The sequence below is a fragment of the Streptomyces sp. Ag109_G2-15 genome (assembly GCF_900215565.1).
In the GTDB taxonomy this organism is placed as follows: domain Bacteria; phylum Actinomycetota; class Actinomycetes; order Streptomycetales; family Streptomycetaceae; genus Streptomyces; species Streptomyces diastatochromogenes.
This window is the reverse complement of record NZ_OCNI01000001.1, coordinates 4808609-4821890: the sequence shown is the minus strand read 5'-3', so window position 1 is coordinate 4821890 and position 13282 is coordinate 4808609. Positions and strand designations below refer to the sequence as shown.

Genomic DNA, 13282 nt, shown 5'->3' with positions numbered 1-13282 from the left:
CGAACGGACCGTAGAATCGAAGCGCTTGCGCGTCAATGGGTTGGACGCAGACTTTCGCTCACCCGGGGAGCGGAGGCGGTCGTTCCTCGTTGAACAACGGTCGTCGGATCACCTGACGCGAACACATCCAGGCGCGTACGCTCGGACGAACCGCACACCGGCGGTGAGAAGGGGGAACGATGATCATCGCGGGTGCGCGGCAGCGGGCGGCGCGGCTGGCCGCATGGCTGTGCGGCTCCCGCCCGGGCCCGGCGATGCGCACCCTCGCCGCCGACCTCGCCGCCGCCGTTCGCGCGCGACCGCAACCGCCCGACGGTGTAGGGGAGTTGTGCCGGGCGCTGTGCGAGGAGATGACCGCACGGCGGGCCGGACGGCCGGTGGAGCTGCGCTTCGAGCGCTTCCCGGACGAGATCGAGGTCACCGGCCTGTGGGTGGAGTTCCAGGACTTCGACCTGGTCATCGTGGAGGAGCGCGCCGAAGCCGTGCAGCAACTGGTCATCCTCGGCCATGAGTTGTGGCATCTGCACGCCGGGCACCGGCACCACCACCTGGCCGGGGCCGCGGCGGCCCGCGCGCTCGCGGGCGAACCCCGCTGGCGGGACATGGCCCTGACGGTGGCCGCCCGCAACGGCTCCCGCGAGGTCGACGAGGCCGAGGCCGACGACTTCGGACACCGCCTGGCCACCCTGTTCCGGCCCTACCTCACCGGCCCCGGCCCCGGCACGCCCCTCGACCCGGTCCAGCGCTCCCTCGGCTACCGCGGACGCGGAGGAGCCGCGCGGTGACCCTGCTGGCGCCGGACCCCTCGGACTTCCTCAGCGAGTTCTACATCTCCTTCTGGATCCCCACCGCGGTACTCACCGCGGCCCTGGTGATCAAGCTGCCCTCCATCATCCGGCTGTGGCGGGACCCACTGCTGCGCGCGGTCGGCGGACTGCTGCTGCTCGCCTGCGGGGTGTTCGTCTTCTGCACCCCGTCCACGATCGCCGCCGTCAACCGGCTCACCGGTGTCCCCAACATCTCGGCGCCCTGGTGCTATTCGCTGATCACCGCGTTCTGCGGGTCCTGCCTGCTGCTGATCATCACCTGGCGCAACGGCCTGTCCGACCGCTCGGCCGCCACCCGGCGTGCGATGCGCTGGGTGATCTCGGTGTACTCCGGGGTGATCGTCGCGCTGTGGGTGCTGTTCCTGCTCGCCGACGCCCCCGAGGAGCGGCTGCGGGACCTGGACACGTACTACGCCACCACCCCGTTCATGCGCGAGGAGATCCTGCTCTACCTCGTCGCGCACGCCGTGGCCTGCCTGATCACCTCCAGGCTGATCTGGAACTGGGTGCGCGCCGAGGGCCTGGACGCCTGGCTGCGCTGGGGGCTGAAGCTGCTGGGCGCCGGCTACGTGCTGAACCTGATCTTCGACGCGACCAAGCTGATCGCCGTCGCCGCGCGCTGGTGCGGGCAGGACCTGGACTGGCTGAGCACCAACCTCGCCCCGCCGATCGCCGCCCTGTCCGCCATCCTGATCGCCGTCGGCTTCATCCTGCCGCACGCCGGCCAGTACCTGCACGACCGCTGGCGGGTCCGGCTCGCCCACCGCGAACTGCGGCCCCTGTACCAGCTGATGCGGTCCGTGAGCGGCGAGGGCGTGCCGTTCGTGCTGCGGGCCACGCCCGAGCTGCGGCTGACCCGGCGCGAGACGTTCATCCGGGACGTGCTGCTGCCACTGGCCCGGCACATCGACACCGGCCTGGGCAGGCGGTCGTACGACGCCGCGCTCGCCCTCGGGCATCCGCCGGAGCAGGCCCGGGCACTGGCGGCCGCGGTCAGCATCCTCGACGCGATCGAGGCGAAGGCCCGCGACCCCGAGCCGCCGGAGTCGGCCGCCGGGCCCGACACCACCAACCTGCTCCAGGAGATCGGGGCCGTCTCCCGGGCCCTGCGCCGTCCCGACGACATCGAGACGGTCCGCGCGCGTGCGGCCGTCCCAGCAGAGAGCGTTGCCGTACATGACTGAACGCAAGCCCGTCGCCGTGGTGCTCGGCGGCTCCCTCGCCGGCCTGCTCGCGGCCCGCGCCCTGGCCTCGACCGGAGCCCGGGTGACCGTGGTCGAGCGGGACGCGCTGCCCGCGGGGCCCGAGCCGCGCAAGGGGCTGCCGCAGGCCCGGCATGTGCACCAGCTGTGGTCGGGCGGGGCGCGGGCACTGGAGCAGCTGCTGCCCGGGGCGATCGGGCGGCTGCGGGCCGCCGGGGTGAGCCGGGTGCCGATGACCACGGACATGGTGGCCCTGTCGCCGCACGGCTGGTACCGGCGGTGGTCCGAGTCGGCGTTCATGCTGCCGGCCAGCCGGGACCTGCTGGACTGGGTGGTACGGCAACTCGTCCTGGCCGACGGGGACATCGAGCTGGTCGAGCGGGCCGAGGCGGTCGCCCTCACGGGCACGGACGCGGCGGTGACCGGGGTACGGATCCGGACCCACGACGCCGCCGAGCGCACCCTGTCGGCCGACCTCGTCGTCGACGCCACCGGCCGCGGCTCCCGGGCCTCCCACTGGCTCACCGAGCTGGGGCTGCCCGGGCCGGAGCGGCGGGAGGTCGACTCGGGGCTGGCGTACGCCAGCCGGTTGTTCCGGGCGCCGGAGCAGGCGGCGCGGGACGGCTTCCCGATCGTCAACATCGAGCCCGATCCGCGGGGTGCGGGGACCGGTCGTGGGGGCGTGCTGATGCCGGTCGAGGACGGCCGGTGGATCGTCACGCTCTTCGGCGGCCGAGGCGACGACATCCCCAAGGACGCCGACGACTTCGACCGGTACGCCCTCAAGGAGCTGCGCCATCCGCTCATCGGGGAGCTGCTCGCGAACGCGGAACCGCTGACCGAGGTGGCGACCACCCGGACCACCGCGAACCGCCGCTACTTCTTCGAGCGGATGCCGGTGTGGCCGGAGAACTTCGTGGTGCTCGGGGATGCGGTGTGTGCGCTGAACCCGGTGTACGGCCATGGGATGGCGGTGTCGGCTCAATCCGCCTTGGCATTGCGTGATGTGATCCGCCGTCATGGCCCCCTCGGCACCACCCCGGGCCTCTCCCGTCACATCCAGAAGGCGGTGGGGCGGACCGTGCGGGCGGCGTGGGACCTGGCGATCGGGGCGGACGTCTTCTATCCCGGCGCGACGGAGACGGGCCCTACCCTGCGGGACCGCCTCCTGTCCGCCTACGTCGGCCGCCTCCTGTACACCGCGACGGGCAACGGCCGCGTGGCCCGCCGGATGACGGACGTGACGGCGCTGCAGCGGGGGGCGGAGGCGTTGCTGGCACCGAGCGTGCTTGTCGCTGCCGCGGTGGGGCCACTGAAGCCTGCGCTCACGGCTCCGCCGCTGACTGTGGAGGAACGGAAGGCGGCGGGGGTTCTGTAGGCGGGTTCACTTTCGGCTGCGGGTGCGTGGGGGCTGGTCGCGCAGTTCCCCGCGCCCCTTGGGGCGCGCTTAGCTGCGGGCAGTCGTGCCCCTGGGGCGGCACGGGTGGGCGCAGCGGCACCCCGTAAGCGCCGGGCTGCGCGACCCACCCCCGGCCGGCCCCGGATCCGGTCAGCCGGCGAACGCCGGTTGCGGCAACCCCTTCCCCACCCCCGGTACCACCAGCAGCGAGCCTGACATCGGATGTGGCGCCGACAGCCCGATGCGAGCCGTCGTGATGTACAGGTCGGTCAGGTCCGGGCCACCGAAGGCGCAGGCCGTCGTGCGAGGGGTCGGCAACGTGATCACGCGGTCCAGGTCACCGGACGGGGTGTAGCGGCGGATCGCCCCGCCGTCCCACAGCGCCACCCACACACACCCCTCCGCATCGACAGTCAGCCCGTCGGGAAAGCCGGCCCCCTCCTCGATCTCCGTCAGCGTGCGGCGGTTGCGGATGCCCTCGGCGTCGTAGTCGAAGACGTCCACACGCCGAGTCGGGGTGTCGGCGTAGTACATGAGGCGGCCGTCGGGGCTCCAGCCGGTACCGTTGCTGACGGTGACGTCGGGAAGGACGACCCGTACGTCCCCGTCCCCGGTCAGCTGGGTCAGCGTGCCGCCGCCCGCCGCCTCGTCGTACCGCATCGTGCCCGCCCAGAGGGCCCCGTCGGGTGCGACGGCCGCGTCGTTGGCACGGCGCCCGGGCACCGGCTCGTGGTGCAGCCAGCGGAAGGTGTCGTCGGGGTCCAGCAGGCCGACGCCGTCGCGCAGGTTCAGCACCAGGCCGCCCCCCGCGCGGGGCTTCGCGGCGCCCACGTGCTGCTCCGTCGTACGGCTCGTCCGGCGGCCGGAGAAGGGGTCGTACGTGTGGACGCGCATGCCCAGTATGTCGAGCCAGATGAGGCGGCCGGTCGCCGAGTCCCAGGTCGGGCCCTCGCCGAGCGTCGCCTCCGCGGGCACGGCGACCTCGTACGCCGTCATGCCACGCTCCGGTGGCCGAGCCGCTCCGACAGCTCCGCCGCGCCCTTGGCGACCAGCTGCTCCAGCTCGGCCCGGCGCTCGTCGCTCCAGCGGATCATGGGGACCGAGATGGAGAGCGCGGCGACCACGTGACCTGCGCGGTCGCGCACCGGGGCCGCCACGCACGACACGTCCGGGTTGGACTCGCGGCTCTCCACCGCGATGCCCCGCTGCCGGATCTCCGCCAGGGCCTCGCGCAGCGCGCCGGGATCGGTGATGCTGTTGGGCGTCATCGCGGTCAGCTCGGCATCGTCCGGGATCCGCGCCGCCAGCTCCTGCTCCGGCAGCGAGGCCAGCAGCATCTTGCCGACGGAGGTGCAGTGCGCGGGCAGCCGTCGCCCCGCGGCCGAGACCATGCGCACGGCGTGCGTGGAGTCGACCTTGGCGATGTAGATGACGTCGGTGCCCTCGAGGATGGCCACGTGGACCGTCTCGTCGCAGGTCTCCGCGACCGAGCGGGCCACCTGCTGGCCCTCGGCCGCGAGGTCGAGCTGCTCGGCGTAGCGGCTGCCGAGCTGGTACGGGCGTACGCCGAGCCGGTACCGTCCGGGCTGTCCCGGCACCTGCACGATGTACGAGCGTGCGGCGAGCGTGGTGACCAGCTCGTGCACGGTGGTGCGCGGCAGCTGCAGCTTGCGCACGATGTCGGGGGCGGAGAGAGTCCCGTCCCCGTCCAGGAACAGCTCCAGAATGTCCAGAGCCCGGGTCACGGCAGGCACGAGGCGTCCCATGTCCGGCCCCCTCCCTTGGGTCTAAGCGTCTGTGTTCGAGATTTCAACAGACGATCGGCATGACGAACACAGGCTAGTCATGCAGGGTTGCGCGGGCAATGGCCAGGAGCGAGCCGGGCACCATGGGTGCCATGCAACTCGACTTCCAGCTGGTGCTGCTGCGCCGCATGGCCGACCACAACCCGGACCTGGTCGAGAACGCCCGGCGCTCGCTCGGCGCGTCGATCGCGGACATGCGGGAGGCCAACAAGCGCTGGCAGGCCATGGTCCGGTCGCCGAGGTCGCGGTCCGCCGCCGCCCGGTACCGCTCGGTCCTCGGCGAGCCCGAGGCCGTCGTCCCGCGCCGCCTCGGTGACGTCGACTGCGAGGCCCGGCAGTGGGCGCTGTCCCTCTGGCCCGGTCTGCGCTTCGAGGTGCTGGTCTCTCCCGACGGTGCGGTCTGGAACGAGTGGCTGGTGCGCGCGCCGGGCGCCCCGGCCCCGGCCCCGGCCCTGCGCACCCTGGACGACCTCACCCCGTGGTCCTGCACGGTGGACGAGGCCGCCCGCGCCTTCGCCCCGGCCCGCCCGCTGGAGGGCACGGCCCCCACCCGCTGGGGGCTGGCCTTCACGGCCCCCGACGGGGACGGCGTACGACACGAGGTCGTCGCCGAGTTCACCTGGGGGCTGCTCCAGCGGACGGCGATCCGCACCTGAGCGGGCTCAGGCGTCGAAGGCCGTAGCCCTCGCCTGCTTCTCCCACGCGGTGACGTCCTCGCGGACCTGGTCGAGGTGGCCCAGGACGGCGCTCACCCCGTCGTCGCCGAGCGGCAGCCGCAACGGGGTCCGCTCCGCCTCCAGCGCGGCCAGGATGAGGGCCGCCGCCTTGGCCGGGTCACCGGGCTGCGTACCGTCGCCGCCCGCGACGAGCCCGCGGGTGTCGCTCACCTTGGCGTAGGTCCCGCTGTCCGCGCTGACCCCGGCGCGGGCGGGGTCCATCAGCGAGGTCCGGAACCCGCCCGGCTCCACGATCAGCACCTTGATGCCGAACTCCCGCACCTCGTCGGCGAGCGCCTCGGACATGCCCTCCAGCGCGAACTTCGTCCCGCTGTACGCCCCGAAGCCCGCGAAGGACATCTGCCCGCCCATGCTGCTCATCTGCACGATCGCGCCCGAGCGCCGCTCCCGCATGTGCGGCAGCACCGCCCGCACGAGGGCCGCCGGGCCGAAGAAGTGGAGGTCGAACAGCTCCCGCAGCTCCTGGTCGGTGGTCTCCTCGACGGCACCGACATGCGTACGCCCCGCGTTGTTGACCAGCACGTCGATCCGCCCGTGCCGGGCCACCACGTCCCGTACGGCCTCCTCGATCGCGGACGGGTCGGTGACGTCCAGCCGCAGCGCCTCCACCTGGTCGGGGTGCGCGGCCACCAGGTCGTCCAGCGCCTCGGGACGCCGGGCCGCGCCGACCACCACATCACCCGCGGCGACCGCCACCTCGGTGATCGCCCGCCCGAACCCACTGCTCGCACCGGTAACCAGCCATACCTTGTTCACGGCAACTCCCCGTATCCACCTCGTGTGTGTCCTGACACGAACCACCTTGGTGCCTAATGCCGTTGCCCGTCCAAGACCCACGGTGATAGCCAACGGTTATGACCATGGACGTCCATGCCCGGGACCTGCGCTACTTCGTCGCCGTCGCCGAGGAGCTGCACTTCACGCGCGCCGCCGAGCGGCTGTACGTGTCGCAGCCCGCGCTCAGCAAGCAGATCCGGGCGCTGGAGCGCCAGTTGGGGGCCGAGCTGCTGCACCGCGACCGGCACGGGGTGGCGCTGACGGCCGCGGGCGAGGCGCTGCTGCCGCACGCCCGGCGGGTGCTGGCCGCGTGGGAGGAGGGCGCGGCCGCGGTGGAGGCAGCCAAGGCGGCGCAGCGCAGCACGCTCACGGTGGGCATGAGCACCAGCCCCGGCCGGGGCGGGCTCCTCCCGGCCATCCGCTCCCGCTTCACCGCGGCGCACCCCGAGGCCACCGCCCGGCTGCGCCAGGTGAGCTGGGAGGACCCGACGGCGGGCCTCGCGGACGGCAGCGCGGACGTCGCCTTCGTGTGGCTGCCGCTGCCCGACGAGGAGCGCTACGCCTGGACGGTCCTCGCCGAGGAACCCCGCCTGGTCGCCCTCCCCGACACGCACCCACTCGCCGCCCGCGCCGAGATCGACTTCGCGGACCTGCTGGACGAGCCGTTCCTCGCCCTCCCCAGGACCGCGGGCCCGCTGCGCGACTACTGGCTCGCCCTGGACGCCCGGGCGGGCCGCCCGCCGCGCATCGGCGCCGAGATCGCCGGGGTGGAGGAGACGTACGAGGCGCTGGTCGCCGGCCTCGGCGTCTGCCTGCTCGCCGAGGGCAACGCCCCGCTGATCACCCTGGGCGGCGTCACCACCCGCCCGGTCCGGGGCATCGGCCCCAGCCGCTACGCCCTGGCGTGGCGCCGCGAGGACGAGGGGCGCCCGCTGGTCAGGGCGTACGCCGAGGCCTGCCGGGCCACGGTCGGTCAGTCCTGAGCCGCCGCCAGGATCGCCTCCGTGACGCGCGGCAGCGAGCCCGGGTGCAGGAACAGGAACAGGTTCGGCTCCACCAGCTCCAGCTCCATCACCCGCGGCTGCCCGTCCTCCCCGTCGACAAGGTCCACGCGTGCGTACAGCAACTCGGGCGCACCACCGGGCACGACGGTCAACGCCTTCTCCGCAACGGCGAGTTCGGCGTCCGTGGGCTGCCAGGGCTCCAGGTCGGGGTGGGCGACCTTGTCGGCGTCGTAAGGGGTACCGGGCGAGAGGACGGCACCCTTCCGGCTGGCGTGCAGCAGCCCGCCGCCGAAGAACTGCAGCGCCCGCTCCCCGCTGACGTCGATGCCCCGCACATACGGCTGCACCATCGCCGTGAACCCCTCCGCGTGCATCCGCGCCAGCTGCCGTACCGCCGTCTCGCGCTCGGCGGGGGCATAACGGGCGGCGAACCGAGCGCCCGCACCGGAGGTCGGCTTGATCACGTACTCGTGATCGAGAGGCAGGTCAGCAGGCTCACCCGGAGCGATGTAGCGCGTGGGAACGGTGGGCACACCGGCCACCGCCAGCTCCCCGAGATACCGCTTGTCGGAGTTCCAGCGCACCACGGCGGACGGATTGGCCAGGCGCGACACGGCGCCGACCCGCTCCACCCACGCCTCGAACTCCTCGGCGCGCCAGCTGTAGTCCCAGGTCGACCGGATGACCACGAGGTCGTAGCCGCCCCAGTCCGTGTCCGGGTCGTCCCAGGCCCGGCTCTCGGCCTCGGCCCCCGCCTCCCGCAGGGCCCGCACCAGCACCGGCAGGTCGCTGTCCTTGCTCGGCTCGGCTCCGGGGTCGTAGGTGGCGAGGGCGATACGGGGCACGGCGGGCTCCCTGTCGTACGACGGTTCGATCGGCTGTGAGGCTAACAAGCGCGGCAGGAACCACGACAACGCATTTGACCTTCACCTTTGGTGAAGCCCCAGCATCGGTGGCGGAAGCGAGGAACGCGAGGTCTCGATGACGGCGAGGTTTTCATGGAACTGCTGACGATCGGGGCCTTCGCCAAGGCGAGCCGGCTGTCCCCCAAGGCCCTGCGGCTCTACGACGAGCTGGAGTTGCTGCGGCCCGCCCGGGTCGACCCGGACACCGGCTACCGGTACTACGCCGTGGCACAGCTCCAGCAGGCCCGGCTCGTGGCCTGGCTACGACGGCTGGGCATGCCGCTGACCGAGATCCGCGCGGTGTGCGCCCTGGACCCGGCAAATGCCGCGCGGGAGATCCGGGCGTACTGGGCCCGGGTCGAGGCGGAGACGGCCGTACGGCGGGATCTCGCCGCGTTCCTCGTCGACCAGCTGACCGGCGAATCGAGAAGGGACCACACCACCATGCTGGAACTCCGTTACTCCGCCCACTCCGACCGTGGGCACGTCCGCCCGGCCAACCAGGACACGGTGTACGCGGGCCGCAGGCTGCTCGCCGTGGCCGACGGCTTCGGTCCGGCGGGGGCGCCGGCGAGCAGCGCGGCCGTGGAAGCGCTGAAGTTCCTGGAAGAGGGAGAGGAGATCGCCGCCGGCAACGTGCTGAACCTGCTGGAGGACGCGGTGCGCTCCGCTGGTGAAGCGGTACAGGAGCTGGCGGGCGGAGGTGATGTCGGCACGACGCTGACCGCGCTGCTGTGGACGGGGTCGAAGCTGGCGCTCGTGCACATCGGGGACTCGCGGGCGTATCTGCTGCGGGACGGGGAACTGTTCCGGATCACCCACGACCACAGTGTCGTGCAGTCCCTGATCGACGAGGGGCGGCTGACGCCGGAGGAGGCGGAGAGTCATCCGCAGCGGGCGCTGCTGTTGAAGGCGCTCGGTACAAGTACGCGCCCGGTTCCGGATCTGCGGCTGCACGAGGCTCGGGCCGGCGATCGGTACCTGCTGTGCTCCGACGGGTTGACCGGTGTTGTCCCTGACGAGCGGATCAAGGAGCTGCTCGCTGCCGAGGACGCCGTACATGTGCTGATCGACGAGGCCAATGCAGCGGGCGGTCCTGACAACGTGAGCTGTGTTGTCGCTGATGTTGTTCTGTCCACCCGCCCACCCGTGGCTGTCGGGTAGAAGTGGACGTGTGGCGAACAACGGTACCGACGCGTACACCGGCGTGGACGGCCTCCCGCCCCTCGTGCGGCAAGCCCTCACCGCTGCCCGCGCCTCCGGCTTCCCCTACTCCTGCCGCCCCGAACAGGGCCGTCTGCTGCACGCCTTGGCGGGCGGTGCCCGGGCCCGGATCGGGGAGACGGGGACGGGGCTGGGCGTCGGCCTGGCCTGGCTGGCCTCGGGGGCAGGGCCGGGAGTCCGGTTGTACAGCGTGGAGCGGGATCCGGAGCGGGCACGGTCGGCGGCCGAGGTCTTCGCCGACCGCCCCGACGTCCGAGTGCTCACCGGCGACTGGCGGTGCATCGAAGCACACGCCCCCTTCGACCTGCTCGTACTCGACGGCGGCGGGCAGGGCAAGGTCCCCGGCGACGCGCCCGCCGACGTCGAGAGCCTGCTCGCACCCGGCGGAACCGTCGTCGTCGACGACTTCACCCCGGCGACCGGCTGGCCGCCGCTGCACGAGGGCACCCCGGACCTCACCCGGCTGCACTGGTTGGAGCATCCCGCCCTCCGCGCGACGGAATTGCGCCTCGCGCCCGATCTGAGCACGGTCGTGGGGACGCGGCTCCTGGTGTAGGAAGGGTGCCGAGAGCCTTTCCGACAGCCAAGACAGCCAAGGAGTGCGCCGCGTGTCCTCCCTCTTTCCCGCCCTGGCGGACGGTCCCGGTGACCGGGTCGCCCTGCGGTTCGGCGAACGGTCGTTGACGTACGGCGCACTCGCGGGCGCGGCCGGTGCGCTCGCCGCACGGATCCGCGAGGCCGGCCGGGTGGCCGTCTGGGCGACCCCGGAGCTGGAGACCGCCGTGGCGGTGACCGGCGCGCTGCTCGCCGGGGTGGCCGCGGTGCCGCTCAACCCGAAATCGGGTGAGAAGGAGCTGGCGCACATCGTCTCCGACAGCGCACCGGGCCTGATCCTGGCCGCTCCCGGCGCCGAACTCCCTTCCGTCCTCAGTGACTTGGACCGGCTCGACGTAGACGCGTCCGCCACCGGCGCCACCCCCGAGGATCAGCCCTCCGACACCACCCCCGCCCTCATCGTCTACACCTCCGGCACCACCGGCCCTCCCAAGGGCGCCGTCATCCCCCGCCGAGCCCTCGCCGCGACCCTGGACGCGCTCGCCGACGCCTGGCAGTGGACGGAGGACGACGTGCTGGTGCACGGGCTGCCCCTGTTCCATGTGCACGGGCTCGTGCTGGGCATCCTCGGCCCGCTGCGGCGCGGCGGCTCGGTGCGGCACCTGGGGCGCTTCACCACCGAGGGCGTGGCCCGGGAGCTGAACGACGGCGCGACCATGCTGTTCGGGGTGCCGACGATGTACCACCGCATCGCCGAGGCCCTCCCCGGCGACCCCGAGCTGGCCAAGGCCCTGGCCGGGGCCCGGCTGCTGGTCTCCGGCTCGGCCGCGCTGCCCGTGCACGACCACGAGCGGATCGCGGCCGCGACCGGGCGGCGGGTGATCGAGCGGTACGGCATGACGGAGACGCTGATGAACACCAGCGTGCGGGCCGACGGGGAGGCCCGCGCCGGGACCGTCGGTGTGCCGCTGCCCGGGGTCGAGCTGCGGCTGGTGGAGGAGGACGGCACGGAGGTGGCCTCGTACGACGGGGAGACCGTCGGCGAGATCCAGGTGCGCGGCCCGAACCTGTTCACCGAGTACCTGAACCGGCCCGACGCGACCGCCGCCGCCTTCACCGCCGACGGCTGGTTCCGCACCGGCGACATGGCCGTGCGCGAGAGCGACGGGTACGTGCGGATCGTCGGGCGCAAGGCCACCGATCTCATCAAGAGCGGCGGTTACAAGATCGGGGCCGGCGAGATCGAGAACGCCCTGCTGGAGCATCCGGGGGTGCGGGAGGCGGCGGTCACCGGGGAGCCGGACGCGGACCTGGGCGAGCGGATCGTGGCGTGGATCGTCCCGGCGGACCCGCAGTCGCCGCCCGCCGCAGAGGAGTTGGCCGGTCATGTGGCCCGGCGGCTGGCCCCGCACAAGCGGCCGCGGGTGGTCCACTACCTGGAGGCGCTCCCCCGCAACGACATGGGGAAGATCATGAAGCGGGCGCTGGTGGCCGATGCCTGAGCGACTGTCGGCGCGGGAGATCCTGGCGCTGGTCGCGGACGAGACGACCTTCGAGGAACTCCCGGGCAGGATAAGGAATCCGAAGGCCGACGGCCCGCTCGGCTGGCAGGGTTACGACGCCTCGCGCGCCCGTGCCGCCGAGCGCACCGGCGAGGAGGAGTCGGTCGTCTGCGGCACCGCGAGCGTCGGGGGCACCCGGGCCGTGCTGATCGCGTTCGAGTTCGGCTTCCTCGGCGGTTCCCTCGGCGAGCGCACCGGCGACCGGCTGGAGGCGGCGTACCACCACGCCCGTGCCCACCGGCTCCCGGTCGTGCCGTTGGTCGCCACCGGCGGCAGCCGGATGCAGGAGGGCATGCTGGCGCTGACCCAGCTGCAGCGCGTGGCCCGTGAGTCGGCGCTCACCCGGGAGGCGGGCCTGCCGCAGATCGCGGTGTTGCGGGACCCCACGACCGGCGGCGGCTGGGCCACTCTCGGTGCCGGGGCCGATGTGATCCTGGCGCTCCCGGGCGCCCAGGTGGGCTTCGCCGGTTCCCGGGTCCGGCCCCCGGACGCGGACCCGGCCGCCTACACCGCCGAGGCACAGGTGGCGGTGGGGTCGGCGGACGCGGTGGTACGGCCGGAGGAGCTGCGGGAGACCCTGGGGGCATGGCTGCGGCTGCTCACCACTCCCGCGCAGGAGGCCGCGGCACCGCACGCCCTCGCCATCCCCGACCTGCCCGCCACCGGCTGGGAAGCCGTGCGGCGCGCCCGCGCCCCCGAACGCCCGGGTGCGCAGGCCTACTTGGACGCCTACTTCACCCGCCGGGTCTCCCTGAGCGGCGACCGCTGCGGCGGTACGGATCCCGACGGCATGCTGTGCGGGTTCGGTGAGCGGGACGGCCGTACCGTGGCGTACGCGGCGCAGACCGGGGCGGCGACCCGGCCCGCCGGGTATCGCACCGCGGCCCGGCTGATCCGGCTCGCGGACCGGCTGGACATCCCGGTGCTGACGCTGGTGGACACGCCGGGTGCGGCCAATGACGCCGAGGCGGAGCGGCAGGGGGCCGGGGCGGCGATCGCCGAGGTGTTCGGGGCGGTGGCCGCCGCCAGGGTGCCGATCACCACGCTGGTCGTCGGCGAGGGCGGCTCCGGCGGTGCGCTCGCGCTGGCCGCTCCGGGCAACACCTGGGCCACGCCGGACAGTTACTTCTCGGTGATCGCCCCGGAACTCGCGGCGGCGATCCTCAAGCGCCCGCCCAAGGAGGTGGAGGCGACCGCCGACCAGCTGCGCATTCGGCCTCAGGACCTGGTGGAGCTGGGGGTGGTCCGAGGCATCGTCGAAGCCGCGGACCACCCCCGGACCTGA

13 protein-coding genes are annotated in these 13282 nt (G+C 73.2%); 9 read left to right on the top strand and 4 right to left on the bottom strand.

Annotated elements, in window-relative coordinates:
- The first annotated feature begins 179 nt into the window (after nt 1-179).
- From CRP49_RS21570 to CRP49_RS21560, 3 genes are read left to right on the top strand one after another with little or no spacing between them, the layout of a single operon-like run.
- A complete protein-coding gene (locus tag CRP49_RS21570; RefSeq protein ID WP_179851703.1) occupies nt 180-785 on the top strand; it encodes a toxin-antitoxin system, toxin component family protein in 606 nt (201 codons plus the stop codon).
- Nucleotides 782-2011 carry an MAB_1171c family putative transporter gene (locus CRP49_RS21565; protein ID WP_097254859.1) on the top strand — a complete coding sequence of 410 codons (1230 nt, stop codon included), beginning with the start codon at nt 782-784 and terminating at the stop codon, nt 2009-2011. Before CRP49_RS21570 ends, CRP49_RS21565 begins: the two co-directional genes overlap by 4 nt.
- Nucleotides 2004-3407, top strand: coding sequence for an NAD(P)/FAD-dependent oxidoreductase (locus CRP49_RS21560; protein ID WP_179851702.1), 1404 nt, complete (start codon nt 2004-2006; stop codon nt 3405-3407). The genes CRP49_RS21565 and CRP49_RS21560 overlap by 8 nt, the downstream gene beginning before the upstream one ends.
- Before the next feature lie 171 nt (nt 3408-3578).
- On the opposite strand, the gene CRP49_RS21555 is transcribed toward CRP49_RS21560, so the two are convergent.
- Both CRP49_RS21555 and CRP49_RS21550 read right to left on the bottom strand, forming a co-directional pair.
- Nucleotides 3579-4424 (bottom strand): SMP-30/gluconolactonase/LRE family protein, encoded by an 846-nt coding sequence (locus CRP49_RS21555; RefSeq protein ID WP_097254857.1) that lies wholly within the window; start codon nt 4422-4424, stop codon nt 3579-3581.
- Entirely contained in the window at nt 4421-5194 is a 774-nt protein-coding gene (locus CRP49_RS21550; RefSeq protein ID WP_097254856.1) for an IclR family transcriptional regulator, read from the bottom strand. The genes CRP49_RS21555 and CRP49_RS21550 overlap by 4 nt, the downstream gene beginning before the upstream one ends.
- Nucleotides 5195-5325: 131 nt before the next feature.
- Here CRP49_RS21550 and CRP49_RS21545 point away from each other — a divergent pair, with 131 nt between their 5' ends.
- Nucleotides 5326-5889 (top strand): hypothetical protein, encoded by a 564-nt coding sequence (locus CRP49_RS21545; RefSeq protein ID WP_373560361.1) that lies wholly within the window; start codon nt 5326-5328, stop codon nt 5887-5889.
- Between the two features lie 6 nt (nt 5890-5895).
- On the opposite strand, the gene CRP49_RS21540 is transcribed toward CRP49_RS21545, so the two are convergent.
- Nucleotides 5896-6726: an oxidoreductase gene (locus tag CRP49_RS21540; protein ID WP_097254854.1), complete on the bottom strand. Its 831-nt coding sequence runs from the start codon at nt 6724-6726 to the stop codon at nt 5896-5898.
- Between the two features lie 98 nt (nt 6727-6824).
- Here CRP49_RS21540 and CRP49_RS21535 point away from each other — a divergent pair, with 98 nt between their 5' ends.
- Nucleotides 6825-7730: a LysR family transcriptional regulator gene (locus CRP49_RS21535; RefSeq protein WP_097254853.1), complete on the top strand. Its 906-nt coding sequence runs from the start codon at nt 6825-6827 to the stop codon at nt 7728-7730.
- Here the strand turns inward: CRP49_RS21535 and CRP49_RS21530 are convergent.
- A complete protein-coding gene (locus CRP49_RS21530) occupies nt 7721-8596 on the bottom strand; it encodes a RimK family alpha-L-glutamate ligase (protein ID WP_097254852.1) in 876 nt (291 codons plus the stop codon). The genes CRP49_RS21535 and CRP49_RS21530 overlap by 10 nt on opposite strands.
- 153 nt (nt 8597-8749) lie before the next feature.
- Between CRP49_RS21530 and CRP49_RS21525 the strand changes: the two genes are divergently transcribed.
- From CRP49_RS21525 to CRP49_RS21510, 4 genes are read left to right on the top strand one after another with little or no spacing between them, the layout of a single operon-like run.
- Entirely contained in the window at nt 8750-9820 is a 1071-nt protein-coding gene (locus CRP49_RS21525) for a MerR family transcriptional regulator (protein ID WP_097254851.1), read from the top strand.
- Nucleotides 9821-9830: 10 nt separating this feature from the next.
- Entirely contained in the window at nt 9831-10436 is a 606-nt protein-coding gene (locus CRP49_RS21520) for an O-methyltransferase (RefSeq protein ID WP_097254850.1), read from the top strand.
- 52 nt (nt 10437-10488) lie between these two features.
- The gene (locus CRP49_RS21515) at nt 10489-11937 is read left to right on the top strand and encodes an acyl-CoA synthetase (protein WP_097254849.1); all 1449 of its coding nucleotides are present in this window, start codon (nt 10489-10491) and stop codon (nt 11935-11937) included.
- Nucleotides 11930-13282, top strand: coding sequence for a carboxyl transferase domain-containing protein (locus CRP49_RS21510; protein ID WP_097254848.1), 1353 nt, complete (start codon nt 11930-11932; stop codon nt 13280-13282). Before CRP49_RS21515 ends, CRP49_RS21510 begins: the two co-directional genes overlap by 8 nt.